This window comes from Nisaea sp. (assembly GCF_965216895.1).
Classification (GTDB): Bacteria; Pseudomonadota; Alphaproteobacteria; order Thalassobaculales; family Thalassobaculaceae; genus Nisaea.
The window spans coordinates 3,385,594-3,410,789 of the sequence record NZ_OZ244205.1; the positions used below are offsets into that span (position 1 = coordinate 3,385,594).

Here is a 25,196-nt window from a genome sequence, read left to right on the forward strand (position 1 = left end):
TCAGGCCTCTCCCGCGAGCCAGTCCTCGATCAGGCGGCGGGCGATGGAATCCCTGCTCGGCAGGGCCTTGCCCAGGGAGCGGAAGTCCAGCAGCTCCTCGCGGCTGAACCATTGCGCGTCCTCGAGTTCCTCGTCGCGGCGGTGGATCTCCGTCGTCTTCGCTTCGGCATGGAAGCCGAGCATGATCGAGGCGGGGAAGGGCCAGGGCTGGGAGGAATGGTAGCGCACGTCGCGCACCTCGACGCCGGTCTCCTCGTAGACCTCGCGCGCGACGGCCTCCTCCAGGGTCTCGCCCGGCTCGACGAAGCCGGCGAGGGTGGAGTAGCGCCCTTCCGGCCAGACCGCCTGGCGCCCGAGAAGGGCGTTCTCTCCGGCCGAATCATGGACCAGCATGATGACCGCCGGGTCGGTTCGCGGAAAAGCCGGGGTGCGGCAGCTCTCGTTGCTGCAATTGCGCTGGTGGCCGCCTTTCGATATTCGGGTCGAGGCGCCGCAGACGCCGCAATAGCGGTGGCGCTGGTGCCAGTGCATCAGGCCCCGGGCATAGGCGAGGATCGAACCCTCGAAGCGCTCCAGGACAGGGCCGACCTGACGGAGGTCGAGGAATTCACCCGCGCCGCTGACCAGGCGAGCCGCCTCGTCTTCTTCCAGATGGGAAAGGTCGACCGCCACATGCGCCTCGCTGCCGCGGTTGCCGAGGAAGATGACGGTTTCGGAACGTTCGACGAGGACAGTGAACTCCCGTGCGTTCAGGAGCGCCGCGGCTGGGGTTTCACTGTCCGCGCCGAGGACCAGAGAGCGGCTGCGCCAGACCGGCACCAGCCGGGTGCCTTCGTCGCCGACAAGCCTTTCCAGCCAGCCCTCCTCCTCGCGGAGATGGGCGCTGCGGTCGAGCCCGCTGAAGCCGTAGATGTTCGGCTGGCGGCGGGTAAGATCAAGGGGATATCCGGATGTCATGGCGCCGGAGTTTACACGCTCCGGCGCGGGCGGCAATCACGGGTTGGGGAAAGTGGGGCAGTCCGGTTATCTGCCCTCGTGCACGCACTCATAATCGCCGATCGGGACCTGATGGACCGCGAGCCCGGTCTCGGGCCGCCAATGCAGCAGCTGGACCTGCGGCGGCTCCATGAACACCTTGAAACCGGGCGCATGCGCGAGGTCGAGTCCCATCTGGTGCGCCGTCGAGGAGCATATATTTGCGGCCGTCCCGGCCCAGCGCCGGTGCACGGAGCGGTGAAAATGCCCCGCGAGCACGATCTCCACATTGTCGAACCGCCGGATCACCGCCGCAAGGGCGTCGCCGTCGCGGCAGCCGATCTCGTCCATCTTCGTGCCGGTTGCAAAAGGCGGGTGATGCAGCATGACGATCGCCGGGCGATTCCGTGTCTCGTGGAGGGCGGATTCGAGCCAGTCCCGACGCTCCGGGGCGATCTCTCCATGCACTTCGCCTTCGACCAGGGTGTCGAGTGCGATCAGGGTCAGCGGCCCGATCTCGGCGATATAGTCGAGATGCCCCTCTGACGGCAGGTAGCCATCCGCCAAGAAAGCGGATCGCATGTTCTCCCGGGCGTCGTGGTTTCCTGGAACCACAAAGACCGGTATTCCGAGGCGAGCGACGATTTCGCGGAAGATCCGGTAGGAACCCGCGGTTCCGTCCTCGGAGACGTCCCCCGCGACCAGCAGTACATCGGGGCGCGGCGAGAGAGAGGCCAGCTTGTCGACGGCCGCTTCCAGAAACGCTCTGGTGTCGATCGACCCATAGGCCGGAAGCCCGCCATCCATCAGATGCGTATCCGTGATTTCGGCTATCAACATGCCCGACTTCTCCCAACCTTTGATCCTATTGCACGGGTCCGTCCCCGAATTGTCCAGTTTGTTTCCCTTTGCATTTCGGCCAATGTGAATTAAGTCACCTTCAAGGGAGAACTGGCGCACATTGGAAACGTTTTGCTGGCATGACCAATGCGCAGCCGGCTTCCGGCGAGATCACATTCGAAAAGACAGGAGACCGAAATGGCCCTCGAACTGCCTGCCCTTCCCTACGATTACGAAGCGCTTCAGCCGTATATGTCGAAGGAAACGCTCGAGTTTCACCACGACAAGCACCACCAGGCCTACGTGACCAACGGCAACAAGCTGCTCGAAGGCACCGGTCTCGAAGGCAAGTCCGTCGAGGAGATCGTTCAGACCGCCTACAAGGAAAAGATGACCGGTCTGTTCAACAATGCCAGCCAGCATTGGAACCACGTCCAGTTCTGGCAGATGATGAAGAAGAACGGCGGCGGCGCCATCCCGGGTGCGCTGGAAAAGAAGATCGTCGAGGATCTCGGTTCGGTCGACGCTTTCAAGGCCGCGTTCATCGAGGCCGGCGTGACCCAGTTCGGTTCCGGCTGGTGCTGGCTCGCGATGGGCAGCGACGGCAAGCTGAAGGTCACCAAGACGCCGAATGGCGAGAGCCCGATGGCCTACGGTGAGACCGTGCTGCTCGGCTGCGACGTGTGGGAGCATTCCTACTACATCGACTATCGCAACCGTCGCCCGGATTACGTGAAGGCGTTCATCGAGAACATGGTCAACTGGGATTATGTCGGAGAGCTCTTCGCCAAGGCGAGCTGAGCATTCGCGTGAATCCTAAGGTCGAGCGGGCCCGCCTCAGGCGGGCTCGTTTGCGTTCCAGGCCGTCTCGGTACTAGACGGACGCTCGGCGGCTCATCCGCCAATGTCGTGAGCGGTCAGATTTCCTGTTTCCGGAAGTCAGCGAACAGTTCTATAAGCCACCGCAGGTGCTGCGGTCGTGTTCTGCTGCTCCCAACTGCTATTATGCCTTGCAGGGACCTCCGCCCGGCGAGCGCCGATTGGGGGTCGCGTCCAGATTTGAAACAGGTTGTCGCGTGTCTCTGAAAATCTCCGTCTACGTCCCCTGCTACAACGCGGAACGCACGATCGGCGCTTGTCTCGCGTCGCTGATTGCCCAAGTGCGCAAACCGGATGAGATCCTGGTCATTGATGACGGCAGCAAGGATCGGACTCTCAAGATCGCCAAGCGCTATCCCGGAGTCAGGATTGTTCAGCATGCCGTCAACAAGGGGCTCGCGACCGCGCGCAACACCGGCGTTCGGTTCACCAAGGGCGATCTGATCGCGTCGATCGACTCGGACTGCGCGGCCGACCCGCATTGGCTCCGGATTCTGGCAGAGGAAATGGAGCGCAGTCCGGATCTATGCGGTGTCGCCGGTGCGGTGAACGAGACCGAGCGCGGCACCATTGCAGATCGCTGGCGGACCTATCACATGCGCCAGCACTACGGGCAATCCGTGGTGGAGAATCCGCGTTTTCTCTTCGGGGCGAATACGGTGTTTCGCCGCAGTGCCCTTGAGGCCGCCGGTCGCTATCCCCCCGTACTGAGAACCAACGGTGAAGATTTCGAGATCTGCAGGAAGATCTACGCAAAAATCCCGGATGCGAAATTGCGCTATTTGCCCAGTGCATACGTCCACCATTTGCGCCGGGACACTTTCAAGTCGATCGCCAACGCCTACTGGCGCTATCAGACCTACGTAAGCTGGGCGCGGCCCCATCAGCGATCCATCGCGCGAACCCTGCGCCAGACAATGTTGTGTCTGGGCCTGGTATGGGGAGCCTATCTGCCGTGGGATTTCCGGAACAAGCAGCATGGCGCAATCTGGATCTCGCTCTACATAACTGCCGTACTTCCCTGGCTGCAGTTTCGACAGCACATGGATAACCGGGCCAAGGTTGCGCGCCTGAAAAAAATGGCGGAGTCATCCCGCACTGCAGCCCCGGGAAATTGAAAGTCATCTGGATTCTGGCCGGTAGAGGAACGTCGAGGTACGCTCGATCGTGGACTTTTGCCTGACGGTTCCGGAGAGGCCCTCCCGATGTTCAGATATTCGATCGCCCTCGGCGGGGTGAACCTGGTCCTGTTGGCCGTCCTCGTCCTGGAATGGGCCGGTGTCGGTCCGATCGCCGGAAACGGCCTTGCGGCCGCGCTCGCACTGGCCGCTATCGCCGCGGCCATGGTCGTCGCGCTCGCGATCAGATCGCGGACGGCGGAGCGGGAGCTTCGGCGCCACAGGGAATCGGAGTTCCTCTTCGGCGCGCTCTTCGAGCATTCCCCGGTCTGCATGAACCTGAAGGATCCGACGGGCCGATATCTCATGGCCAACCGTGCCTATTGCGAATGGTACGGCAAACCCTTGTCCGATGTGATCGGAACGGGCGCCGGAAAGATCATATCCGAATCGTCCGGGAACCGCGCCGAAATCGAGCGCGTCGAGAATGAGGTGGCGCGAACCGGCCGGCCCGCGACACTTGAGGTCGAAGTCGAGCGTTTCGGGCGCCGGCACAACCGGCTTCTGGTGAAGTTTCCGGCGCTTGACGACAGAGGTGTGGTGATCGGACTCGGCACCGTCGCGATCGATGTTACCGATATGAGAGAGACCCAGCTCGCCCTCTCTGCGGAGCGTGAGCGCGCGGCGCATCTCGAAGCCATCCTGCGGGGGGCCATCATGGCCATGCCGGCAGCATTTGCGATCTTCGACCGCGATGACAAACTTGTCATCTGCAACCGGAAATTCGCGCAGTTCAATCCGACGTTCCGGAATGATCCCGATCTCGCTGTGGGACTCAGTTTCCGCCAGGTTGTTTCCGAGATCGCCGAGTGCGGGCTCGTTGCAGGGCTCGAGCCTGAGGAGACCCGCCGCTACGTCGACGAGCGTGTCCGGAGTCACCTCGAGGCGTCCGGCGCTCCTTACGAGGAGCAATTGGGTGAGAGAACCTGCCTGACGTACGAGACCCGTGTTCCTCAGGGCGGAGTCATTCTCTTGCGCCAGGACGTGACCGAGCGGCGCGCGCTCGAGCGACGGCACCAGGAGGCCGAAGACCTTCTGCGCAACCTGTTCGACAACTTCGGACACGGGATCATGATCCGGGACCGTGAAACGCGGCTGGTTCGCGCCAACAAGGCGGCACTTGAACAGATCGGCTTGAGCGCGGAGCAGATCGTCGGCCGGACCACGGCGGAAATGTTCGAGCTGCTTGGGATCGAGGACGACGCGGCAAGTGTGACGGCGCAGGAACTCGAAATGATGGAGGCGCGCACGAGTGCGGACTCCGTCGTCTCGCGGGCCGGAACCGATGGCAAACCCGTACATCTCAGGATAAGCCGCTTTCCGCTCGTCGATCGCAACGACGAGGTGCAGGGGTTGGGCGTCCTGCGCTACGACGTGACCGAGCTGATCGAGTCCCAGCGCGCACTCGAGCGCGCGAGGGACGACCTCGAAAAAAAGGTGCTGGAACGCACCCAGGAGCTCAGGGTGAACGAGCGCAGGTTCCGGATTCTGGCCCATGCGTCCGCAGACTGGTTCTGGGAGTGCGATGCAGACCTGAGGTTCACGTATCTGTCCTCGGACAATTTCCCGACCCCCGGAGGGCTCCCGTTGTCCCGGCTGCTCGGGATGAAGCTTGCCGACTATCACGTCGAGGTCGGGGACAGCGAAGAGGTCGGACGAACGCTGTTGGAGGCCTACAACAGGCGTGAGCCGATCCGGGATTATGAAGTGACGCGAACCCTTTCGGGAACTCCAAGGCACTACCGCATGAATGCGATTCCGCTTTGGGAGAACGGCGTGTTTGAAGGATATGTCGGCGCGACCACAGACATTTCCGAACTGCATGAAGCAAGACAGAGCCTGATCGAGTCCGAGCGCCTGGCCTCGCTCGGCTCGATGGTCGCCGGCATCGCGCATGAGATCAATACGCCGATCGGGGTCTGTGTCACTGCGGGCTCGACGGTTTCGAGATCGGTCAGCGACCTCATGTCGGCGCTCGAGAACGGAAAGCTCAAGAAAAGCGAGTTCGACGCCTCGTTGATCCGGATTGTCGAGGGGATGCGACTGGTGGACGCGAACCTCGAACGTGCCGCGAAGCTGATTTCGAGCTTCAAGAGCATCGCGGTCGACCAGACCAGCGAGGAGGAGCGGACGTTCAACCTGCTCGGATATCTGCAGGACATCATGGACAGCCTCAGTCCGCAGCTGCGGACTGAGGGGGTGACGGTCTCGATTTCCGGACCGGACGACATCGTTCTTCGGAGTTATCCCGGCGCCATCGCGCAGATCCTGACCAATCTGGTGATGAATTCGATCATCCACGGTTTCCCGGCACGGGACAGCGGAAAGATCTCCATCACGGTTGCCCGGTCCGACGCGGTTCTCGAGCTGACCTATGCGGACGATGGCGAGGGCATGCCGGAAGAAACGGTGAAGCGGATCTTCGACCCGTTCTTCACGACGAAGCGCGGCCAGGGCGGCAGCGGTCTCGGCATGCATATCCTGTTCAATCTGGTCACGCAGGTACTGAAAGGTACAGTACGTTGCGACAGCGTACCCGGAGAGGGCGTGGAGATCGTAATCCGCTTTCCGATGGTCGAGGCCGCCGACTGAATTTTTCGCCGCGGCCGTCCCGGATGCCGTCGCTCTGCAACACCCCCTGTCAACTCTCTGAAATAAATTGTAAAAATCCTGCGCTGCGCTTAATCTATTAAAAAAATACGGGATTAGGTCGCGTGATCGAAACCTGCCGCATATGCCGGAATGGCTTTACTTTCCTGATGATTCACGTCCGGAAGCCGCTGACGGGCGATGTGGTTGGCCAGGGCATGAGCGTGCTGAATCATTACCCGGAATTCGGTCAGGGCGTACCGGTGCTCTGGGATCTGAGGGAGGCAGACCTGTCTCACTACACGACCCGGGACATGGAACAAACGAACGCCCATCTCGCCCGTTATCCGGGACGGCTCAACGCAAAATCGGCCAGTCTTGTCCTCGATCAGGGGGCGCTGTTTCTGGCCCGGCTCTGGTCGGTCTACCGGATGGAGCGGTTTCCGCAGGAGCGGAAGGCTTTTGTCAAAATCGAAGACGCAATCGCCTGGATGGCCGGAAAATAGTCTTCGCCGCCGCTACCCGCCGCATTGCACTCGCCGATTCTTTCAAGCTCTTGCCCCGCAGGCGGAATCAAGGAAGACGAGCCTTGTCCCGGGGGTACATCAATGTAAGGTGGCATTCGTTGAGCGGAATGGTCGGAGAGGGTTATGGAGAGGTTGTTTCGGAGAGCGGTGGCTATAGTGCTAGCCGCGTTTCTGTTTTTGCTGAATCCTTCGACGCGCGCCGATGCCGGCGCCGTGCTGGACAAGATTGTCGACGGGAAGAGCATCGCGCTCGGCATCCGCACGGACGCGCCGCCTTTTGCGTCCAAGGACGGGACGACACTGAGCGGGTTCAGCGTCGATCTATGCGGTCTGATCGCGAACGTTATCGTCGATACCTCCGGCATCGGGGACCTCAAGGGCACGGTCGTGCCGGTCGATGCGTCCAACCGGTTCGAGAAACTGACGACCGGGGAGATCGACGTGCTGTGCGGCGCCACGACCGCGACCCTTTCACGGCGTGAGAAGGTGTCGTTCTCGATCCCGACCTTCATCACCGGGGTTGGGGCGGCGGTTCGAACGGACGCACCGGATCTGCTGAAAGAGGTTCTGCTGACGAACAGCCCGGCCAATGCCTCGCGGGCGGTAGTGTCCACGGCGCTTCAGGGCAGGTCATTCGCGGTCCGCAAGGGAACGACGGCCGAAGCCTGGCTGATGAAGAGCGCGATCTCGGCGATCGAGGGGGTGACGATCGAGACCGTCGAGAATCACGACCGGGGCATGGACCGTCTCTCGGCCGGAACCATAGACGCCTATTTCGCCGACCGCGCGATTCTTGCCGGGCTGGTCCGCAAACGGGAACTCAGCGAGTTCGAGGTTTCCCGCAAGAGCTATACGCTGGAGCCCTATGCACTGGCGATTCCGCGTGGCGACGAAGAGTTTCGCCTGCTGATCGACCGGGCGCTCAGCAAGCTTTACCGTTCCGGCCAGATTCTGAAGGTCTTTGAGGCCCATTTCGGCCAGCCGACATCGGAGGTACGCTTCTTCTACGGCGCGGTCTCGCTCCCGGACTGATCTGGCAAGGCTGAGAATGCGGCCAACTGACTCGGTTCGGGCGTGCGACCGGACCTGTCGTCATTGAGTGTCGTCAGACGCGGAGGTGTGCGTGATCTCTCAAGCCGAGGAGACCCGGGCAGACGTAAGGTCGCTGTTCAGTATCGTCGATATCCGGGAATTCCGCCTCCCGTCCGGCCGGGTATATGCAGTGGTCGGGCAAAATCCCGAAATAGGCCTGATCTCCGATACCTGGTTCGGCGGTTTTGAAACGGAGCAACAGTTCCGGACCGTGCTCGAGTTCATCTGCGAGCGCTTCGAACAAGGCGGCTTTCGCCTCTGGCTTGCGGATCTGCGTTTTCTGAACTCCGGTTTCCAGCATTCCGACGCATGGCTGGCGGAGCATGTGTTTCCGCGTGTGATCGCCGGAGGTCTCACGCGCGAGGCGGTCGTGCTGCCGGGTTACCAGGGGGCGCCGGCAGAATATGACGTGTTCGGTTCCGCCTCTTCCGCGCTGAAAAAGATTACCGACGGCCGTGTCCGGGGATTCGACGATATTGATGCCGCACGGGCCTGGCTGCTCGGCCAGTGAAACCGGAACGGGATCACCGCATCAGCTGGTACGGGATATAGAGCGCAAGATCTTTCCAGAACCAGAGCAGCACCGCCGTCAGCAACATGAAGACGGCGAACGGCACGGCGCCGCGCGCGACGTCCTCCAGGCGGGCCTTGGCGACGGCCTGTATGACGAACAGGTTCATTCCCACCGGCGGCGTGATCAGCGCGGTCTCGATCAGCACCACGAAGAAGATTCCGAACCATACCGGATCGATCCCCATGTCGAGCACTGCCGGCAGCATCACCGGCACCATGATGAGCAGCATCGAGAGACTCTCGAGGAAGAAGCCCATGAGCAGCAGCACCGCGCCGACCGCCAGCATGAAGAGGGCGGGCGTGGAGATGCTCTCGGTCAGCAGCGAGGAAATGGTCTGCGGGATCAGGTAGAGGGTGATGGCGTAGGAGAAGACCTTCGCGCCGGCGACGATGATCAGCACCATGACCGAGGTCTTCAGCGAGGCCTCGACCGCCGCCTTCAGCTTCGGCCAGTCCATCCGGCCCATGGCGAAGGTGATGAGGAGCGCGACCACGAAGCCGAGTCCGGCGCTTTCCGACGGGGTGGCGATCCCGAGATAGATCGAGCCGACCACGGCGGCCGCGAGCAGGAGGGTCGGCAGGGCGCCGAGTGTGGCCCGCCCGCGTTCCTTCCAGGTTGCCGCGGAGACCGGCTGGTAGAGACCGGAGAACCGGGCATAGAGCATGCCGTAGATTGTGAAGACGCCTGCCAGGAACAGGCCGGGGCCGATGCCGGCAAGGAAGAGGGTCGGGATCGAGGTCTCCGAGATCACGCCGTAGATGATCAACGGGATCGAGGGCGGAATCAGGATGCCGAGCGTGCCGCCCGCGGCCAGCATGCCGAAGACGAAGCGCCGGTCGTAGCCGCGGTTCACCATCTCGGGAATCGCCACGGTACCGATCGTCGCCGCGGTGGCAACCGAAGAGCCGGAGATCGCGGAAAAGAGCGTGCAGGAGAGAATGGTCGCGACCCCGAGCCCGCCTGGCCAGTGACCGACCCAGCTCTGCACCGCGGAATAGAGATCGCGCCCGACGCCGCCCTTCAGCAGCACGTTGGACATCAGCAGGAACATCGGCACGGCGAGCAGCTCGAAACTGTCCATCGAACCGTGCAGGCGTTGCGGTACCGCCACCATCGGCAGCCCCTTGAGGGCCAGCAGGATGACGCCGAGGCCGCCGAGCGCGAAGGCAACCGGGGTGCGCAGCAGAAGCAGTGCGAGCAGGGCCGCGAGAATCAGGAAGGCTTCCATCTCAGTGCGCGCCTTCCAGGATGTCGTCCTCGGGCAGGTCCTCGGTCCAGACCCGGACAAGCTGCACCACGCCCTGCAGGACGAGAAGCGCATTGCCGACCCAGACCGGCGCGCTGGTGATCCATTTCGGCGGCGCCAGATAGGTGTCCGTGGTGTGGCCGGCGAGGGTTTCCTTCAGCCAGAGCGCGAAGCCGTAATAGATCGCGACACCGGCGAAGAGGAACATGACCAGGATGGCCAGGCTCTCGGCGAGGCGGCGCCAGACGGTGTTGGGATTGCGCAGAATCAGCTCGATGGTCACCATTTCGCGGTGCTTCAGCACGTAGGCCGCGCCAAGATAGACCACCCAGACCTGGAGGATCCGGCTGATCTCGTCGACCCAGATCGTCGGCGCCGTGAAGATGTAGCGCATGACGATCTCGAAGGTGATGAAGAAGCCGACCGCCACCAGACTCCAGGCGCAAAGCTTGCCGGTGAACTCGGAGATCGCGTCAATGCACCTGAGGATCATGGGGGCCTCGCGGAGAGAGGAAACGGGAGGCGGATGTCGCCGCCTCCCGCGGGATGGTTCGGCTTACTTCGCCGCGGCGCGGGCGGCGTCGACCGCAGCCTGGCCGGCCGGGCCGGTCTCCTTGACGAAACGGTCGACGATGCCGGCGGTCGCCTGTTTCCAGGCGGCGCGCTGGGCGTCGGTCAGTTTGACGACATTCATCTTGGAACTGACTTCCTCGACGGCCTCGGCCTGCTCGGTGTAGATCGCGTCGCGCAGTTGCTGCTCGACCTCGCGGGCGGCGTCGTCGACGATCTTCCTGTGGGCCTCGGAGAGCCCCTCGTAGAAGTCCTTGTTCATCACCGCGACGAACTCGATGGCGCTGTCGAAGGTCAGCGTCATGTGGTCCATCACCTCGTAGAGCTTGCGGGACTTCACCGCCGAGGCGCCGGTCATGCCGACATCGACCGCGCCCTGCTGGTAGGCGAGGAACTGCTTGGAGCCGGACATCAGGGTCGGCGCGCCGCCGAGTTCCTCGACGGTCCAGCCCTGGATCTTGCCGTAGGTCCGGACCTTCTTGCCCTTCAGGTCGCCCGGCTCGACGATCGGCGCGTCCTTGCCGAGATAGATGTTGAGGCCGAAGGCCTGCCACCAGAGGATCTTGTTGCCGGTCTCCTTGAGGACGGCATCGTCGATCTCCTTGCGCAGCGCCGAACCGGGTGCGACGGCGGCGCGGACATGGGCCTCGTCGTCGAAGACGAAGGGGATGGAGATCACGTCGACGGTCGGGACCGAGCCCGCGAACCGGCCGATGAAGGCGGAGCCCGCCTCGACCGCGCCGGAGCCGACGGCACCCGGGACTTCCTTGTCCTTGAACAGCTGGGCCGACGGGAACAGCTGCACCTTCAGCTCGCCGCCGGACTTCTCCTCGACGATCTTCTTGAAGGCGAGCCAGTTCTGCCCGAGCGAATGCTTCTCGGGGAGCTGCAGGGTGACGCGGATGGTGGTCTCGGCAAAGGCCTCGATCGGCTGCGCCATCAGGGCGGCGGCCGCGACGGCTCCTAGAATCCAACGCTTCATGGGTTTCCTCCTTTAGGGACTGGTCTTCTGGGTCATTCGAAAGGTTTGTTCGATCCGCCTGCCCGTAGCGCAACGGAGGCAGATCGAAGAAGAGGATTTCGGACGTTTCATATCGGAAATTGCGCGTGGGTCAAGCCGGGGTGGGGAGGAAACACGTTGACGCCACAATCCGCATCGGTTTCGGACAGCGTTCCGCGACTTGACATTAATACCAACTGGTGGGTATGTTCACTTCATGCCAAGACCGACGAAACTGGATCCCGACCGCGGCAATGCCCGCATCCGCCTGCTTGAGGCCGCCCGTGACGTGATCCGCGAACAGGGCTTCGCGGCGACCAGCGTCGATGCGCTCTGCGCCCGCGCGGGCGTGACCAAAGGCGCCTTCTTCCATCATTTTCCCAGCAAGGAGGCGCTCGGCGTCGCGGCGGCCGAATTCTGGTCGGAAACCACTGCGGACCTCTTCGCCTCGGCGCCCTACCACGATCGCGAGGACCCGCTCGACCGTGTGCTCGGCTATCTCGATTTCCGCCGCGAGATCATCGCCGGCACACCCGCCGAGTTCACGTGTCTGGTGGGCACCATGACCCAGGAGGCCTATGCCTCCCACCCGTCCATTCGCGAGGCCTGCGCCGCCAGCATTCTCGGCCATGCGGCCACGCTTGAGGCCGATATCGCCGCGGCCATGACCCGGCGCGGCTTCGCGGAAGAGCAGAATGCGGGGAGTCTCGCCCGTCACACCCAGGCGGTGCTGCAGGGAGCCTTCATTCTCGCCAAGGCGACCGGCGATCCGGCGATGGCGGTGGAGAGCGTCGACCATCTGAAACGCTATTTCGAACTGCTGTTCGGCCGGTCCGGGAGACAGAAGGAGGCACCATGAGTGACACCGCGAACGATCTTGTCCTGAGCCTTACGCTCGATGCCGCCCGCGACAAGGTCTGGCGCTGCTGGACCGAGCCGGAACTGCTCGAGCAATGGTTCTGCCCGAAGCCTTGGTACGTCTCCGATGCGCGGCTTGATCTGCGGCCCGGCGGCGCGTTCTTCACCGTGATGAACGGGCCCGAGGGCGAACGCTTCGAGAATGCCGGCGTGTTCCTGGAGATCGTCCCCGGGGAGAAGCTGGTCACCACCGATGCCTTCGTGCCCGGCTGGCGTCCGTCGGGCCGTCCCTTCATGTGCGCCGAGGTGACGATGAGAGATGCTCCCGGCGGCCGGACCGGTTACGTCGCCCGGGCCATGCACTGGACCGGCGAGGCAAGGAGGGAGCACGAGTCGATGGGCTTCCACGCGGGCTGGGGCAAGGCGGCCGGGCAGCTCGAAACGCTGGCGAGGTCGCTGTGAGCGCGGCTGGCGGAGGGCCGAAGGTCAGGACCTGTCTCTGGTATGATCGCGATGCGCTGCCGGCGGCCGAGTTCTACTGTTCCCTGCTGCCCGACAGCCGCATCGACAGCGTCAGCCGCTACCGGGGGCGCCAGGATAGACACTATCGCGACGGTCCGGAGCCCGCGGATCCGGGAGAAGTGATGTCCGTTTCCTTCACCCTCGCGGGGACGCCCTACCAGGGCTTGAACGGCGGTCCGCATTTCAGGCTCGACTGGGCGGTCTCGATTGTTGTCGGCACCGAGGACCAGACGGAGACAGACCGGCTCTGGTCCGCCCTCACGGGCGAGGGCGGCAGCGAGGGACAGTGCGGCTGGCTGAAGGACCGCTTCGGCCTCTCCTGGCAGATCGTACCGAAGCGCGCGGCCGAACTCTTGAGCGGGCCGGGGAGCGCCCGGGTCTGGCCCGCCCTCATGCAGATGTCGAAGATCGAGATCGCGGCCCTCGAGGCGGCCGCCGGATAGCCGCCGCCAGGCGAACCGGTCAGGCCTCCCGGATCTTCAGCAGGAAGCCGGTCACGGCCTGTTCGAGGGTTTCGGATGCCTGTTCCAGTTTCTCGGACTCGCCGAGGGCCCGGGTCACGCCGTCGCGCGCATCTTCGGAGGACTGGCTGACGGTGCCGAGGCTCGAGGAAATGTCCTCGGTTGCCCTGGCCGCGGTCTGCATGTTGGTTGTGATCTCTTCGGTGGTCGCGCTCTGCTGCTCGATCGCCGCGGCGACGATGCTCGAGGATTCCGAGATATTGCTGACGGACTCCTTGATGCTCTTCAGCAGGTCCACGATGTCCCGGGACACCTTGTCCATCTCCTCGACCACGGAGGCCACGGCCTCGACCGAATTCTGGGTCTGGTTGGCGAGGTTCTTCACCTCGCTCGCCACCACGGCGAAGCCCTTGCCGGCTTCCCCGGCCCGCGCCGCCTCGATGGTGGCGTTGAGGGCGAGCAGGTTGGTCTGGTTGGAGATGTCCGAGATCAGTTCGATGACTTCACGCACCTTCGCGGTCGCGTCGGTCAGCGAATTTGCATGAGTGTCCGCCGTCTCGGTCTTGTCGACCGAGCTCTGCACCATGGACTGGGACTGGGAAATCTGCCGCGAAATCTCGCTGATCGACTCGGTGTATTCCGCGGCGGCGGACGCGACCGACTGCACGTTCGAGGAGGTCTCCTGGGCGGTCGTCGACGCCGTCCCCGCGACCGACGAGGAGCTCGACACGGAGTCGGAGACGTCGATCATGGTCTGCGACAGGGTGCCCGCGGCATTTGCGACCGAGGCGACGATCTCCTTGACGTCGCGTTCGAAGGTGTCGGCGAGCTGGCGCATCAGCTCGGTCTTCTCTTCCTGGGTCCGCTTCTCGGTCTCCGCGCGCTCGGCATTGAGGCTGTGGACGCGCTCGATATTCGCCCGGAAGGTGATCAGGGATTCGACGATGGAGCCGAGTTCGTCGCGGCGCTTCAGGCCCTCGATGTCGATGTCGGTGTTTTCCCGGGCCAGTTCGAGCGTGCGGTCGGCTATCACCCGGATCGAGGCGACCGCTTCGCGGGCGACCAGTCCGGCGGCGATGATCAGCAGCGCAAGGGCGATGCCCGCGTTGATCAGGAAGGTCTTTTCGACCTCGTTCGCGGTTTCGGAAGCCTGCTGTGCCCGCAGTCTGGCATTGATCAGCGCCTCCTCGGCCATCGCGCCGACGATACCGCGCACGTTCTCGTAATTTTCCCGGAAGGCCGGGATCGCGCCTGCTGCGGCGCGGAAATCCAGTTCGAGCATCGTCGCGAAGAACTCGATCGTCTCGGTATAGGTCTGCAGCGCCGCGACCGCGGTGCTGATCTGTTCTCTCTGCGCGTCGGAAGAGGCGGTCGGCTCGAACTGTTTCAGCCGTTCGATCAGAGCGGCCACAGTCTCCTGCAACTCGGTGCCCTTCGCGAAGACGTCACCGTCGAAACTTTCCGCCGCGACCTGCGACGCCATGGCGAAGAGCTGCTCGTTGATGCCCTGCAGATCCGCCAGCACGCCGGAAAGCACGAAGGCGGGCTCCACATCGGAGCTCAGCATGCTGTTGGTTTGTTCGACCTGATCCCTGAGGTTGCCGAGTCCGGAAAAGGACACGAACGCGATCGCAACCACCGCGATTGCCGGAGAGATCAGCGTCTTTACCGAAAACGGTACGTTCGCGAGCAGCCGCCAGATGGATCCGCCTATGCTCATTTGAAGTTACTCCTCAACATCCGGCCGGCTTGCGCCGGCCGGATTTTTCTCGGAATCACGGATCAGAACTTGACCGTGACGGATGCGAAGATCAGGTCCTCGACCTCGTAGGCGGCACTCTGGGGATCGGTGCCGGTGAGGGTCGACATGCCGGTGAGCGAAAGATTCACATCGGTGATCACCTCATAGTTCACCTTGATGCTGCCGAGCAGGACATCGTCGACATCGGAGCCCGACAGGTTGTACGGCGTATAGCCGGACATGTAGTTGCCGTAGAGATCGACGGTCCATTTGTCGTAGGTGTAGCCGAGCTGCGCGGTGAAGATATTCTCCGACTGCGAGTCCTCGTAGGAAAGGTTCACCGCCGGATCGATCGTCCCCTTTGCGGAATCGTCGGTCGAGACATAGGCGTAGCCGAGGCCCCAGTCCCAGCCGCCGTCGATGGTGCCGTTCAGGCCCAGCTCGAAGCCGTAGGCGTCGGAATCAAGCGGGTTCGGCTCACCGATGGAGACGACGATCTCCTGCATGTCCTCGATCGTCTGGTAGAACATGCCGACCGTGGCCGTGGTCTGCAGTTCCTGGAAGGTGTGGGCATAATCGACCCCGAAATTGTTCACGGTCGAGATGTCGGAACTCGGCGCCTGGCCGAATTCTACGACGCTCGGCAGATCGACGGCCCGGGCGTAGGTCAGCCGGAGGGTGTCGAGCGGTGTGACCTTGTAGACGAGCCCGGAATTGATGCTCACCGCGGTAAGATCACGATTGTACGCCTGGTTGCCGTCCTGCCGGCTGAGCGACAGAAAGTCTGCGCGCACGGCATTGGACCAGGAAAGCTGTTCGTTGATCGTCCAGTTCCAGAGCCCGCTGCTGGTCAGGACATCGTAGGAGATCTCCTGCGGATCGAAGGCTCCGTTGCTGGAGACGTGGCGATACTCGCCCGCGATCCGGAAGATGTGATCGGTTCCGACCTTGAACGTGTCGCTGATCTGCACGAAATCGGTCGTCGTTCCGAGCTTGATCTCCGACGTGTTCGCCACTTCGGCATCGGACTGGTTGCGATAGGCGATCACGTCGATCGTGCCGAGATCGGTCTCGGCGCCGACGGTGAACTTGGCCGACCAGTTCTGCTCCGATGCGTCGTTGAAGGACGTGTTGGTCGGGAACATGAAGTTGGTCGTGGATTCGGAGTTCGTGATCTCGAGGCCCATGTCCACGCCGTCAACGATCTCGTAGGCGCCGTTCGCCTTGAAGAAGCGGTTGTACGGATTGTCGTTCGCCAGCGCTGTCGATGCGCCGCCGGTGTCGCCGTCGAATTCCTCGCCGGCGAACCCGGATGCCGTCACCCGGATGCCGCCGCGCTCGTTGCGCCAAGTGGCCGTACCGTTGCTCTCGACGTAGTCGTTGTTGCCCGCGGAGGCGGAGACGCCGGAATAGTCGTCGAAGCGCGGATTGTAGGTGATGATGTTGATCACGCCGGAGGTCGCGTTGAAGCCGTAGAGTGCCGTGTTCGGCCCTTTGATGACTTCGATCTGCTTGATCTCCTGGAGCGTGACCGGGAGGTTGTCCCAGGAAACGAGACCCCAGTAATCCTCGTAGACCTGGCGCCCGTCGATCAGGACGAGGATGCGCTCGGCAAGCGGCTGGTTATAGCCGCGGATGCCCACGTCGTAGCTGTTGAAGCCGTTTTGCCGGACGCTCAGCCCGGGGATCTGGCGCAGCACTTCCGGAATATTCCGGGCAGCGGAGCGCTTGATGTCTTCGGCCGTGAGAATGGTCATGTTGACCGGAACTTCCGAGGCGCGCTGCGGCGTGCCCGTGGCGCCGACCGTAACCGGCTCGCCGAACAGTTCCTGGAAAGAGAGATAGTCGAGGTCCTTGGCGTCTGCGCTGGTGAGCGCTGCGCTGCTCAGCAGCGTGGCAAGGACAAGGCTATTGAGTTTCTTGCTCATTTGAGATTCCTAACGAGAGAGCGTGAGTCGACCGGCTGCGATTACTCGCTCTCGGTGATCATCATCTTGAGGGCCTGGGAGAACTCGAGACCGGTGGCCTTGGAAGCTGCCTGACTCACCTGGATCTTGACCGCCGGTTGCGCGGCGACTCCCATGACACATTGCTTGGAGTCGACGCAGGCGAAGTCTGTCGAGATCGTCATCACATTCGCCGCGGAAGCGGCCGCGAAGACCGGGGCGAAACTGCCGGACAGGCCCGACGTAACAATCGCGACCTGGGTGCCGGAGAAATCGAGCGCCGACACCGGAACCAGTTTCGGCTTGAGGTTGTGTTTGGCGACCTTGAGTCCGCCACCCATCAGCCCGTTGAGCTCGTCGGCTTCGGCCTTTGATGCCGCATCCGCCGGGTCGTGTACGATCGCGACGACGATTTCGCCTTTCGGGATTCCGGAGACAAATCCGAATGTTCGTGCCGCGACCTGCAGATCTCTTTCAGACATGCCTGCCTGAACTTCGAACGGAAGCAGTCCCGCGACCAGCAGCGCTAGTACGAGTTTTTTCATTTGTAATCACCTCCTGATTTAGGGGGGGTGATTACCGGTCAATGTTTAAAGTCAGGTTAAGAGGACAGGGAAAACGGAACCAGAACCGGGCCTCGTCACTGCGTTGCTTATCAAGACAGGAGCATGAGGAACTATGGACAACCCGCGTTTTCGACCCGCTGCCGGGATCGGTCCGGCGTGCGCCGGAGCCGACCACACCTCCCCTCTCATGCGCCCAGCAGGGAGGATCTATGAGTGCGGGCACTGCCGTCGCGGGGACAATTGACCGGGCGCGGAATCTCCCGGCGCCAGCTATATTCGGTCTCATGGACCACGATTTGCGCATGACGATGGCCGATGCACTGGACCGGAGCGCGGAATCGTTATGAGTGGTGCGCAGTCATCCGAGGGCATCTCGTTGGTCTATGACGGGGCCTGCCCGATCTGCCGGTCATTTGTCCATGCGGTGGTTCTCCGGAAGGAATACGGAAGCCTCGCACTCATCGATGCCCGCGCGATGCCTGAACACCGGCTTTGCCGGACGGCAGAGGAACGGGGGCTCGATCTCGACAAGGGGATGCTGATCGAAGCCGCCGGGCGCCTCTATTACGGGGCGGAAGCAACCCTCTTCCTTGCGAGCCATGGCGAGCCCGACCGGGTAATGACGAAGTTCGCCCGCGGCCTCAGGGCATCGCGCACAGCCTCGGCGATGGTTTACGTTCTGTTGCGCGCCGTTCGAAGGATCCTGCTGGTCTTGCAGGGAGTGGACCGGCTCGACACGCGGAGGACGGCGAAGAAACCGGCCAGATAGCTGCCGGTGAAAAAAAACGGCCCGGAAACCGTCTCCCGGGCCGTCTCGGTCTCAGGTCAGAAGCGAAGCCTTACTTCTGCAGTTCCGTCCAGATCGCGGTGTAGAAGTCACGCGCTTCCGGCGGGCAGGCGGGCAGGAACTGGCCCGCGGCCCGCAGTTCCTTTGGCGTCACGATTTCCGGCGCGGTCTGCATTTCTTCCGGCATGAACTTCTCCGAGCCCTCGACGCCGTTCGCGTAGCGCGCGAAGGCAGAGATCAGCGCGGCGTTCTCCGGCTCCATGATGAAGTTCTGGAACAGCTTGGCGTTCTCGACGTTCTTGGCGTCCTTCAGCACCGCGACCGCGTCCATCCAGAGCGGATAGCCTTCCTGCGGATAGCCGTAGGCGACCTTCGGGTTGTTCAGCCGCGCGCGGAAGGTCGAGCCGTTCCAGTTCACGGTCGCCTTGTATTCGCCGCTGGAGAGCTTGTCGGTGGTGCCGTAATCCATCGAGAGCCATTTCGGCTTCGCCGCGACCAGGGTGTCGCGCACCTTCTTCAGCACCGCCTTGTCGGTGGTGCAGGGCTCGCCGCCGACATAGAACAGGGTCATGTTGATGATGTCGTTCATCTCCGGCACGACATTCACCTTGCCGACCAGTTCCGCCGGCGGGTCGAGAAAGATCGCAGAGGTGTTGATGTCGCCGCCATAGACCGAGGTATCGACCGCGACGCCGGTGGTGCCCCACTGCCACGGAACGGTGTAGTGGCGGTTCGGATCCCACGGAACGTCCTTCCACTGCTCGGAGAGGTTCTTGAAGTTCTCCATCTGGTCGGGACGGGTCTCGAGCAGCAGGCCCTTCTCGACATAGATCGGCACGTAGTTGCCGGTCGGCACCACGATGTCGAAGCCGTGGCCGCCGGCCTCGATCTTGGTCAGTGCCGTGGTGTTCGAGTCATAGTCCGTGATCGTGACCTTGACGTCGTAGGTCTTCTCGAACTTCTCGATCAGCTTGGGGTTGGTGTAGTTGCCCCAGTTGTAGATGTTCAGTTCGCCGGCGGCGAAGGCCTGCGAGCCGAGGGCCAGCGTCGCGGCAGCGGTCAGTGCGAGCAAGGACGTACGCATGTGAATCTCCTTTCGTGCGCCTTTGTTCTGTTCGGTTCACGGTTTCTTGTCGTTGCCCCTCCCGGTGAGGAGGAAGAAGGCGGTGAGCAAAAGAATGGTCAGTCCGAGCAGCGCCGTGGAGATGGCATTGACCTCGGGCGTGACCGCCCGCCGCAGTTGGCCGAGCATGTAGGTCGGCAGGGTATCCTGTCCGGCCGATTTGACGAACTCGGTAATGATGACGTCGTCCAGCGAGATCACGAAGGCCAGCATCGCGCCGGCGACGATGCCCGGCGCGACCAGGGGCAGGGTGACCCTGCGGAAGGTCTGCCAAGGGGTGGCGTAGAGGTCCGCCGCGGCGATCTCCAGCGTGCGGTCCATGCCTTCCAGCCGCGCCCGGATCGGCAGGTAGGCGAAGGGGACGCAGAAGGCGGAATGAGCGAGTATCAGGTAGCCGAGGCCGGAATATCCGGTCGCCACCTTTATCGAGGCGAAGAAGATCAGCAGCGCCACGGCGGTGACGATTTCCGGCACCATCAGGGGCTGGTTGATCATCACGTAGATGAAGGTGCTGCCGGGAAACTTGGCCGTCCGCGTGGTCCCGAGAGCTGCCATGGTCGCAAGCGCCGTCGAAATGCCGGAGGCCCAGAGCGCGATCACCAGCGAGCGCAGGGTCGCCTCCTGCACCAGTTCGTTCTCCGCCGCGATGGCATACCACCTGAACGAGAAGCCCTGCCAGAGCGCGACCGAATCCCCGGCATTGAAGGAATAGATCACGATGATCACGATCGGCGCGTAGAGCGCGGCGAAACAGGCCAGCGTGACCGGGGTCACACCCGGCAGATGGCGGACCGAGAAGGCCTTGCGGGAGCGCTCAGCCATGTGGCTCCTCCCGCGAGGAGGCCCGGACATAGAGCAGCAGCGCGGCCATTACGACGAACAGCAGCAGGATCGAGAGCGAGGCACCCAGCGGCCAGTTCCGGCCCTGCCCGAATTGCAGCTCGATGAAGTTGCCGATCATCATGTTCTTGCCGCCGCCGAGCACCCGCGGCGTCACGTAGGCGCCGAGCGAGGGCACGAAGACCAGGATCGATCCGGCGACGATGCCCGGCTTGATGATCGGCAGGATGATCCTGCGGAACACCTGAACGCGGTTTGCGTAAAGGTCGTAGCCGGCCTCGACGAGACGAAAATCGAGGCGCTCGATGGCGGCATAGAGCGGCAGCACCATGAGCGGGAGATAGACATAGGCCATGCCGATCAGCACGGCGGTGTCGGTATAGAGGATCTGAAGCGGCTCCGCGATCAGCCCGAGGGCGATCAGGCTGTTGTTCACGATGCCTTCGTTGCGCAGCATCTCGAGGATGGCGAAGGTGCGGATCAGCAGGTTGGTCCAGAAGGGGATGGTGATCAGGAACAGCCAGAACATGCGCTGGCGGCCGGAGCGGGTGGCGATGAAGTAGGCCGTCGGCAGACCGAGCAGGAGTGTGATCAGCGTGGTCGAGAGCGAGAGCCGGACGGAGCGCCAGAAGATCGTCAGATGTGCGTCGGCGAGGCGGATCGTGTCGTCGAAGATGTCGCGCGAGAACAGGATCTGGAACCAGGCATTGAAGCTCGGCTCCCAGGTCACGCCGCTGTAATCGCCGGGCTTCAGGAAGGAATAGACCAGCACGATCAGCAACGGCCCGGAAGCGCCGACGAGCAGAAGCGCGAGCGCCGGCGCGGAGAGCAGCCAGTTGCGCCGGACCCGGCGGGCCGCCGCGTCGGCTTCGAGGGAACCCGGGCTGCCGTGCGCGTCGCTCATGCAGTCTCCTCGACGACGCGCAACGCGCCCGGCGCGAAGCGGATCCCCGTCCGCCCGCCTTTCTCGAGGCCGGTGTCGGAGCGCGCCGTCACCCGCGCGACGAGTGTGGTCCCGTCGCCAAGCTCGATATGCGCATGCATGTCGGTGCCGAAATAGACCAGCTCCGCGATCGTTCCGGCGAGAAGACCTTCGGCCTCGGCGCAGAGATCGATCTGTTCCGGTCGTACCGCGACGGTGACGCGGGCGCCCGCGCCGAGGCTGTCTGGAGTGACGGCAGGCGCGGACTTGCCGTCGCCGAGTTTGACGGCCCCCGGACCCGCGACCTCGGCGGGCAGGAAATTGGACTCGCCGATGAAATCCGCGACGAAACGGTCGGTCGGAGCGTTGTAGATCTCGCGCGGCGCGCCGATCTGGAGGATGCGGCCGGCGCTCATCACCGCGATCCGGTCCGACATGGTGAGCGCTTCCTCCTGGTCGTGGGTGACGAAGATGAAGGTGATGCCCGTCTCCATCTGCATCCGCTTCAGCTCGATCTGCATCTGCTTGCGCAATTTCAGATCGAGGGCGGAAAGCGGTTCGTCGAGCAGCAGGACGGACGGTCGCGGCGCCAGCGCGCGGGCGAGCGCGACGCGCTGCTGCTGGCCGCCGGAAAGCTGGGAGGGATAGCGCTCGGCCATCTGCTCCATGCGCACCAGCGCCAGAACCTCGGCAACCGCCGCGTCGATCTCTTTCTTCTGCTTGCCGCGCATCTCGAGACCGAAGCCGACATTCCCGGCCACGGTCAGATGCGGGAAGAGCGCGTAGCTCTGGAACACGGTATTGACCGGCCGCCGGAAGGGCGGCTCGGTGGTGATATCACTGCCGTCGAGGATGATGCTGCCCGAGGTCGGGGTCTCGAAACCGGCGATCATCCGGAGCAGGGTGGTTTTGCCGCAGCCGGACGGGCCAAGCAGGGTGAAGAACTCGTTGGTTCTGATGTCGACGGAAACGTCGTCGAGCGCGCGGAGGCCGCCGTCGGCCGAGCCGAAGATCTTGGTGATCGACTGGGCCGAAACCGCGACGTCGCTCATTTCCGCCCTTCCTTTGCCAAAGGCGGGCGTTTCCCGAACCAGGGCGCCGCCCGTTCGAGCTCGGCGCACACACTCATCAGAAGTTCGTCCGCGCCGAAGGGCGCCGCGATATGGACGCCGATCGGCAGGCCGCCCCCGGACCAGGCGAGCGGCAGCGAGACCGCGGGCTGGCCGGAGGCGTTGAAGCAGGCGGTATAGGGCGAATAGGCGAAGACCCCGTCCGGCCCGAGCCGGTAATCGAGGTAGCTTTCCCGGTCGTGTGAAAAACGGCCGACCTTCGCCGGCGGCTCGGCCAGCGTCGGGCTGACCAGCAGATCGTAGCGATCGAGGAAACCGGCCATCTGGCGGCCATAGGCATGAACCGTTTCCAGCGCGTCCAGATAGTCCGCGCCGGAGATCGTCCGGGCGTACTCGCAGGCGCTGCGCGCGACGGGCTCGAGGTCGTCCGGCAGCAATTCGCGACCGAGCTTCCCCAGTTTTTCTCTGACACCGAGCGCGGTGCCGCAGGCCACGATCGCGGTCCAGGCCTGCATCATGCCCGCGGTGTCCGCTTCCGGACGGGCGACCTCGACATGGTGGCCCATCTGTTCCAGCAGCCTTGCCGCCGCTTCCGCCGCCGCGGCGCATTCCGGATGCACCTTGTCGCCGTCGAAGGTCGTCGTGCAGAGCGCGATCCGGAGCCCGTTCGGGCGTTTCTCCATCGCTTCGACGAAACTGCTCTCGAGCGGCGGCGCGGCATAGGGCGCGCCCAGTTCCGGCCCGGAGCCGATATCGAGCAACAGCGCGCTGTCGCGTACCGATCGGGTCAGGAAGCCCTCGATCGCCATGCCGCCCCAGCCCTCGCCCGAGGCCGGTCCGTCGGGAAGCCGGGCCCGCGTCGGCTTGAAGCCGAACAGCCCGCAGCTCGAGGCCGGAATACGGATCGAGCCGCCGCCGTCCGAGCCGTGTGCGGCCGGGACGATGCCGGCCGAGACCGCGGCGCCGGAGCCGCCGGACGAACCGCCCGGCGTGTGGTCGAGGTTCCAGGGGTTCCGCGTCGGCCCGCCATAGACGGCTGCCTCGGTCGCACAGCCGATCCCGCCTTCCGGCGACGTCGTGCGGGCAAAGACGACGATGCCGGCCGCGAGAAGCCGTTCGACCAGGGTCGAATTGTAGCTGTAGGTGGTGTTCCTGAGCAGCCGCGAGCCGTTGTTTCCGGGAAAGCCGACAGCCTCGGCGCCGAGATCCTTGAGCAGGAAGGGCACCCCTTTCAGCGGCCCGTCGGGCAGGCCCGCCGCGATATTGGCGCGGGCGCATTCGCTCTGGATCTGCGTTAGCGCATTGAGCGCGGGATTGAGCGCGTCGGCGCGTTCCAGGGCGGTCGAGAGCAACTCGTCCGGGCTGAACTCGCCCTTCGCAACGCCCGCGGCGAGGTCGGTTGCATCGAAGTCGTCATAGTCCGAAAGACACTGCATTTTCTTCGTTTTTCCCGCTTGTCCGGGATCCCGGAACATCGTCTAAGGCAAGGCCGACAGTAGCCAATACCGGCCCGCGTACAACGATTTTTCTGCTGCTCCGGGATCCGCCGGAGCCGCGATACGGAGCGTGCGCGGCGTTTGGGAATCGACGCAAGGGGGGCGGGTCGAAGCGCCCGCCTTTCTTAACCGCTTCGATCTTTGGTACACTGATTGGGCGAACGAAGAAGCCGGTAAACCGGCTCGTTTCAGGGAGGAGCCTGCGGGTGGCGGCGAAATGATCGTCTCTTATGATCCGCTTCTGGTTGTGGCATCGGTCGCGGTGGCGGCAATGGCGTCCTTTACAGGACTGCGCCTGTTGACCGGCCTGCGCTATGTCGACAGCACGACACGCAAGGCGCAACTCGCCAAAGCGGCGATGGCGATCGGCGGCGGAATCTGGTCGATGCATTTCGTCGGCATGCTGGCCCTGCGTCTGCCGGTGCCGGTGGCCTACGACCTGCTCTATACCCTCGGCTCCGTCCTGATCGCGATCCTGATCACGGGCGCCGGCCTTGCCCTCATGCATCTGGGCGCGCGCTCGCTATCCAAGACCGTCGCGGCGGGAACGCTGATCGGCTGCGGCATCGTGGCGATGCATTACGTTGGCATGGAGGCCATCCAGGGCAGCTGCATCGTCAGCTACAGCCCGCTCGGCTTCGTCCTGCCGACCCTGATCGCGATTCTGGCCTCCACTTGCGCTCTGGCACTCGCTTACAAGAAACGTACCCTGATCCAGCTCAGTCTGGGGGCGCTGGTGCTCGGGATCACGATTTCCGGGATGCATTATTCGGCCATGGCCTTCACGGCCTTCAGCCGCTCCGAGGCCGCCATACTGGTCGAGCGCCCGATGCTGCCCGATACCTATCTGGCATTGGTCGTCGCGGTCGCGGCCTTTGTGGTCTGCGGTCTGTTCCTGCTTTCCGCGCTGCCGATGGAAGACACGCGCCCGATCCGCGACACGCCGGCGCCGGAACCCCATACGCCGGGCGAGAACGCCGGCGCTCCCGCCGGGGCGTCCCTCTCCGGCGGAGGCGCGGCACACAAGGCCGATCAGGCGCCGGCAGCGGCGCATGGCCGGATCCGCATTCCTTACGAGCGCAACAACACGACCTACTTCCTGACCCCGGACAATATCCGCTCCATCCGGGCGGCCGGTCACTACACCGAGATCTATGACGGCGCGGCGCATGTCTTCTGCCCCTGGTCGCTCTCCAAGCTGGAGGGAATGCTGAAAGGCACCGCCTTTCTGCGCACGCACCGCAGTTTCCTGCTCAACATGGAGCATGCCGCGGGATTCGAGCGGCAGAAGGACAAGGCCTTCGTGCTGGTTGCCGGGCACAGCCGGGAGGCGATACCGGTCAGTCGGTCCCATATGGGCGACGTTCGCAAGGCACTGGGACTGTAATCCCGCG

24 protein-coding genes are annotated in these 25,196 nt (G+C 63.5%); 11 read left to right on the forward strand and 13 right to left on the reverse strand.

All coding sequences use genetic code 11. The features are described 5' to 3' along the window. Positions 1-957 carry an NAD(+) diphosphatase gene (nudC, locus tag ACOOE1_RS16260; RefSeq protein WP_420403249.1) on the reverse strand — a complete coding sequence of 319 codons (957 nt, stop codon included), beginning with the start codon at positions 955-957 and terminating at the stop codon, positions 1-3. Positions 958-1,023: 66 nt separating this feature from the next. After that, the gene (locus ACOOE1_RS16265; protein WP_420403250.1) at positions 1,024-1,815 is read right to left on the reverse strand and encodes a phosphodiesterase; all 792 of its coding nucleotides are present in this window, start codon (positions 1,813-1,815) and stop codon (positions 1,024-1,026) included. 198 nt (positions 1,816-2,013) lie between these two features. Between ACOOE1_RS16265 and ACOOE1_RS16270 the strand changes: the two genes are divergently transcribed. The 6 genes from ACOOE1_RS16270 to ACOOE1_RS16295 all read left to right on the forward strand — a co-directional run bounded on the left by ACOOE1_RS16270 (position 2,014) and on the right by ACOOE1_RS16295 (position 8,591). Then, positions 2,014-2,616 (forward strand): superoxide dismutase, encoded by a 603-nt coding sequence (locus ACOOE1_RS16270; RefSeq protein ID WP_420403251.1) that lies wholly within the window; start codon positions 2,014-2,016, stop codon positions 2,614-2,616. 275 nt (positions 2,617-2,891) lie between these two features. Next, the gene (locus ACOOE1_RS16275) at positions 2,892-3,812 is read left to right on the forward strand and encodes a glycosyltransferase (protein WP_420403252.1); all 921 of its coding nucleotides are present in this window, start codon (positions 2,892-2,894) and stop codon (positions 3,810-3,812) included. 87 nt (positions 3,813-3,899) lie between these two features. Next, positions 3,900-6,464, forward strand: a complete 2,565-nt coding sequence (locus ACOOE1_RS16280; protein ID WP_420403253.1) for a PAS domain-containing sensor histidine kinase — start codon at positions 3,900-3,902, stop codon at positions 6,462-6,464. A 167-nt stretch (positions 6,465-6,631) separates the two neighbouring features. Continuing rightward, a complete protein-coding gene (locus tag ACOOE1_RS16285; protein WP_420403254.1) occupies positions 6,632-6,967 on the forward strand; it encodes a hypothetical protein in 336 nt (111 codons plus the stop codon). 168 nt (positions 6,968-7,135) lie between these two features. After that, positions 7,136-8,020 (forward strand): amino acid ABC transporter substrate-binding protein, encoded by an 885-nt coding sequence (locus ACOOE1_RS16290; protein WP_420403255.1) that lies wholly within the window; start codon positions 7,136-7,138, stop codon positions 8,018-8,020. Between the two features lie 91 nt (positions 8,021-8,111). Further along, positions 8,112-8,591 carry a hypothetical protein gene (locus ACOOE1_RS16295; RefSeq protein WP_420403256.1) on the forward strand — a complete coding sequence of 160 codons (480 nt, stop codon included), beginning with the start codon at positions 8,112-8,114 and terminating at the stop codon, positions 8,589-8,591. A 13-nt stretch (positions 8,592-8,604) separates the two neighbouring features. Here ACOOE1_RS16295 and ACOOE1_RS16300 read toward each other — a convergent pair whose 3' ends face one another. The 3 genes from ACOOE1_RS16300 to dctP form a co-directional block, all read right to left on the reverse strand. Continuing rightward, entirely contained in the window at positions 8,605-9,882 is a 1,278-nt protein-coding gene (locus tag ACOOE1_RS16300; RefSeq protein WP_420403257.1) for a TRAP transporter large permease, read from the reverse strand. Position 9,883: 1 nt separating this feature from the next. After that, the gene (locus ACOOE1_RS16305; RefSeq protein ID WP_420403258.1) at positions 9,884-10,393 is read right to left on the reverse strand and encodes a TRAP transporter small permease; all 510 of its coding nucleotides are present in this window, start codon (positions 10,391-10,393) and stop codon (positions 9,884-9,886) included. 63 nt (positions 10,394-10,456) lie between these two features. Next, positions 10,457-11,452 carry a TRAP transporter substrate-binding protein DctP gene (dctP, locus tag ACOOE1_RS16310; RefSeq protein WP_420403259.1) on the reverse strand — a complete coding sequence of 332 codons (996 nt, stop codon included), beginning with the start codon at positions 11,450-11,452 and terminating at the stop codon, positions 10,457-10,459. A 235-nt stretch (positions 11,453-11,687) separates the two neighbouring features. Between dctP and ACOOE1_RS16315 the strand changes: the two genes are divergently transcribed. From ACOOE1_RS16315 to ACOOE1_RS16325, 3 genes are read left to right on the forward strand one after another with little or no spacing between them, the layout of a single operon-like run. After that, positions 11,688-12,329, forward strand: a complete 642-nt coding sequence (locus ACOOE1_RS16315; protein WP_420403260.1) for a TetR/AcrR family transcriptional regulator — start codon at positions 11,688-11,690, stop codon at positions 12,327-12,329. After that, positions 12,326-12,790 carry an SRPBCC family protein gene (locus ACOOE1_RS16320; RefSeq protein ID WP_420403261.1) on the forward strand — a complete coding sequence of 155 codons (465 nt, stop codon included), beginning with the start codon at positions 12,326-12,328 and terminating at the stop codon, positions 12,788-12,790. The genes ACOOE1_RS16315 and ACOOE1_RS16320 overlap by 4 nt, the downstream gene beginning before the upstream one ends. Then, positions 12,787-13,293: a VOC family protein gene (locus ACOOE1_RS16325; protein WP_420403262.1), complete on the forward strand. Its 507-nt coding sequence runs from the start codon at positions 12,787-12,789 to the stop codon at positions 13,291-13,293. Before ACOOE1_RS16320 ends, ACOOE1_RS16325 begins: the two co-directional genes overlap by 4 nt. Positions 13,294-13,312: 19 nt before the next feature. Here ACOOE1_RS16325 and ACOOE1_RS16330 read toward each other — a convergent pair whose 3' ends face one another. From ACOOE1_RS16330 to ACOOE1_RS16340, 3 genes are all read right to left on the reverse strand, one after another. Further along, positions 13,313-15,031: a methyl-accepting chemotaxis protein gene (locus ACOOE1_RS16330; protein WP_420403263.1), complete on the reverse strand. Its 1,719-nt coding sequence runs from the start codon at positions 15,029-15,031 to the stop codon at positions 13,313-13,315. Positions 15,032-15,093: 62 nt separating this feature from the next. After that, a complete protein-coding gene (locus ACOOE1_RS16335; protein ID WP_420403264.1) occupies positions 15,094-16,980 on the reverse strand; it encodes a TonB-dependent receptor plug domain-containing protein in 1,887 nt (628 codons plus the stop codon). A 41-nt stretch (positions 16,981-17,021) separates the two neighbouring features. Continuing rightward, the gene (locus ACOOE1_RS16340) at positions 17,022-17,543 is read right to left on the reverse strand and encodes a hypothetical protein (RefSeq protein WP_420403265.1); all 522 of its coding nucleotides are present in this window, start codon (positions 17,541-17,543) and stop codon (positions 17,022-17,024) included. Positions 17,544-17,907: 364 nt separating this feature from the next. Between ACOOE1_RS16340 and ACOOE1_RS16345 the strand changes: the two genes are divergently transcribed. Further along, the gene (locus ACOOE1_RS16345) at positions 17,908-18,333 is read left to right on the forward strand and encodes a DCC1-like thiol-disulfide oxidoreductase family protein (protein ID WP_420403266.1); all 426 of its coding nucleotides are present in this window, start codon (positions 17,908-17,910) and stop codon (positions 18,331-18,333) included. Positions 18,334-18,403: 70 nt separating this feature from the next. Here the strand turns inward: ACOOE1_RS16345 and ACOOE1_RS16350 are convergent, their stop codons facing one another. The 5 genes from ACOOE1_RS16350 to ACOOE1_RS16370 are packed head-to-tail and all read right to left on the reverse strand — an operon-like array spanning position 18,404 to position 23,742. Next, complete coding sequence (locus ACOOE1_RS16350; RefSeq protein ID WP_420403267.1) at positions 18,404-19,435, reverse strand: extracellular solute-binding protein; 1,032 nt, start codon at positions 19,433-19,435, stop codon at positions 18,404-18,406. Positions 19,436-19,471: 36 nt separating this feature from the next. Continuing rightward, the gene (locus ACOOE1_RS16355; protein WP_420403268.1) at positions 19,472-20,296 is read right to left on the reverse strand and encodes an ABC transporter permease; all 825 of its coding nucleotides are present in this window, start codon (positions 20,294-20,296) and stop codon (positions 19,472-19,474) included. Then, entirely contained in the window at positions 20,289-21,218 is a 930-nt protein-coding gene (locus tag ACOOE1_RS16360) for an ABC transporter permease (protein ID WP_420403269.1), read from the reverse strand. The genes ACOOE1_RS16355 and ACOOE1_RS16360 overlap by 8 nt, the downstream gene beginning before the upstream one ends. Beyond that, positions 21,215-22,288 (reverse strand): ABC transporter ATP-binding protein, encoded by a 1,074-nt coding sequence (locus ACOOE1_RS16365; protein WP_420403270.1) that lies wholly within the window; start codon positions 22,286-22,288, stop codon positions 21,215-21,217. Before ACOOE1_RS16365 ends, ACOOE1_RS16360 begins: the two co-directional genes overlap by 4 nt. Then, entirely contained in the window at positions 22,285-23,742 is a 1,458-nt protein-coding gene (locus ACOOE1_RS16370; RefSeq protein ID WP_420403271.1) for an amidase, read from the reverse strand. The genes ACOOE1_RS16365 and ACOOE1_RS16370 overlap by 4 nt, the downstream gene beginning before the upstream one ends. Positions 23,743-24,019: 277 nt before the next feature. Here ACOOE1_RS16370 and ACOOE1_RS16375 point away from each other — a divergent pair, with 277 nt between their 5' ends. Then, positions 24,020-25,189: an MHYT domain-containing protein gene (locus tag ACOOE1_RS16375; protein WP_420403272.1), complete on the forward strand. Its 1,170-nt coding sequence runs from the start codon at positions 24,020-24,022 to the stop codon at positions 25,187-25,189. Positions 25,190-25,196: the final 7 nt, after the last annotated feature.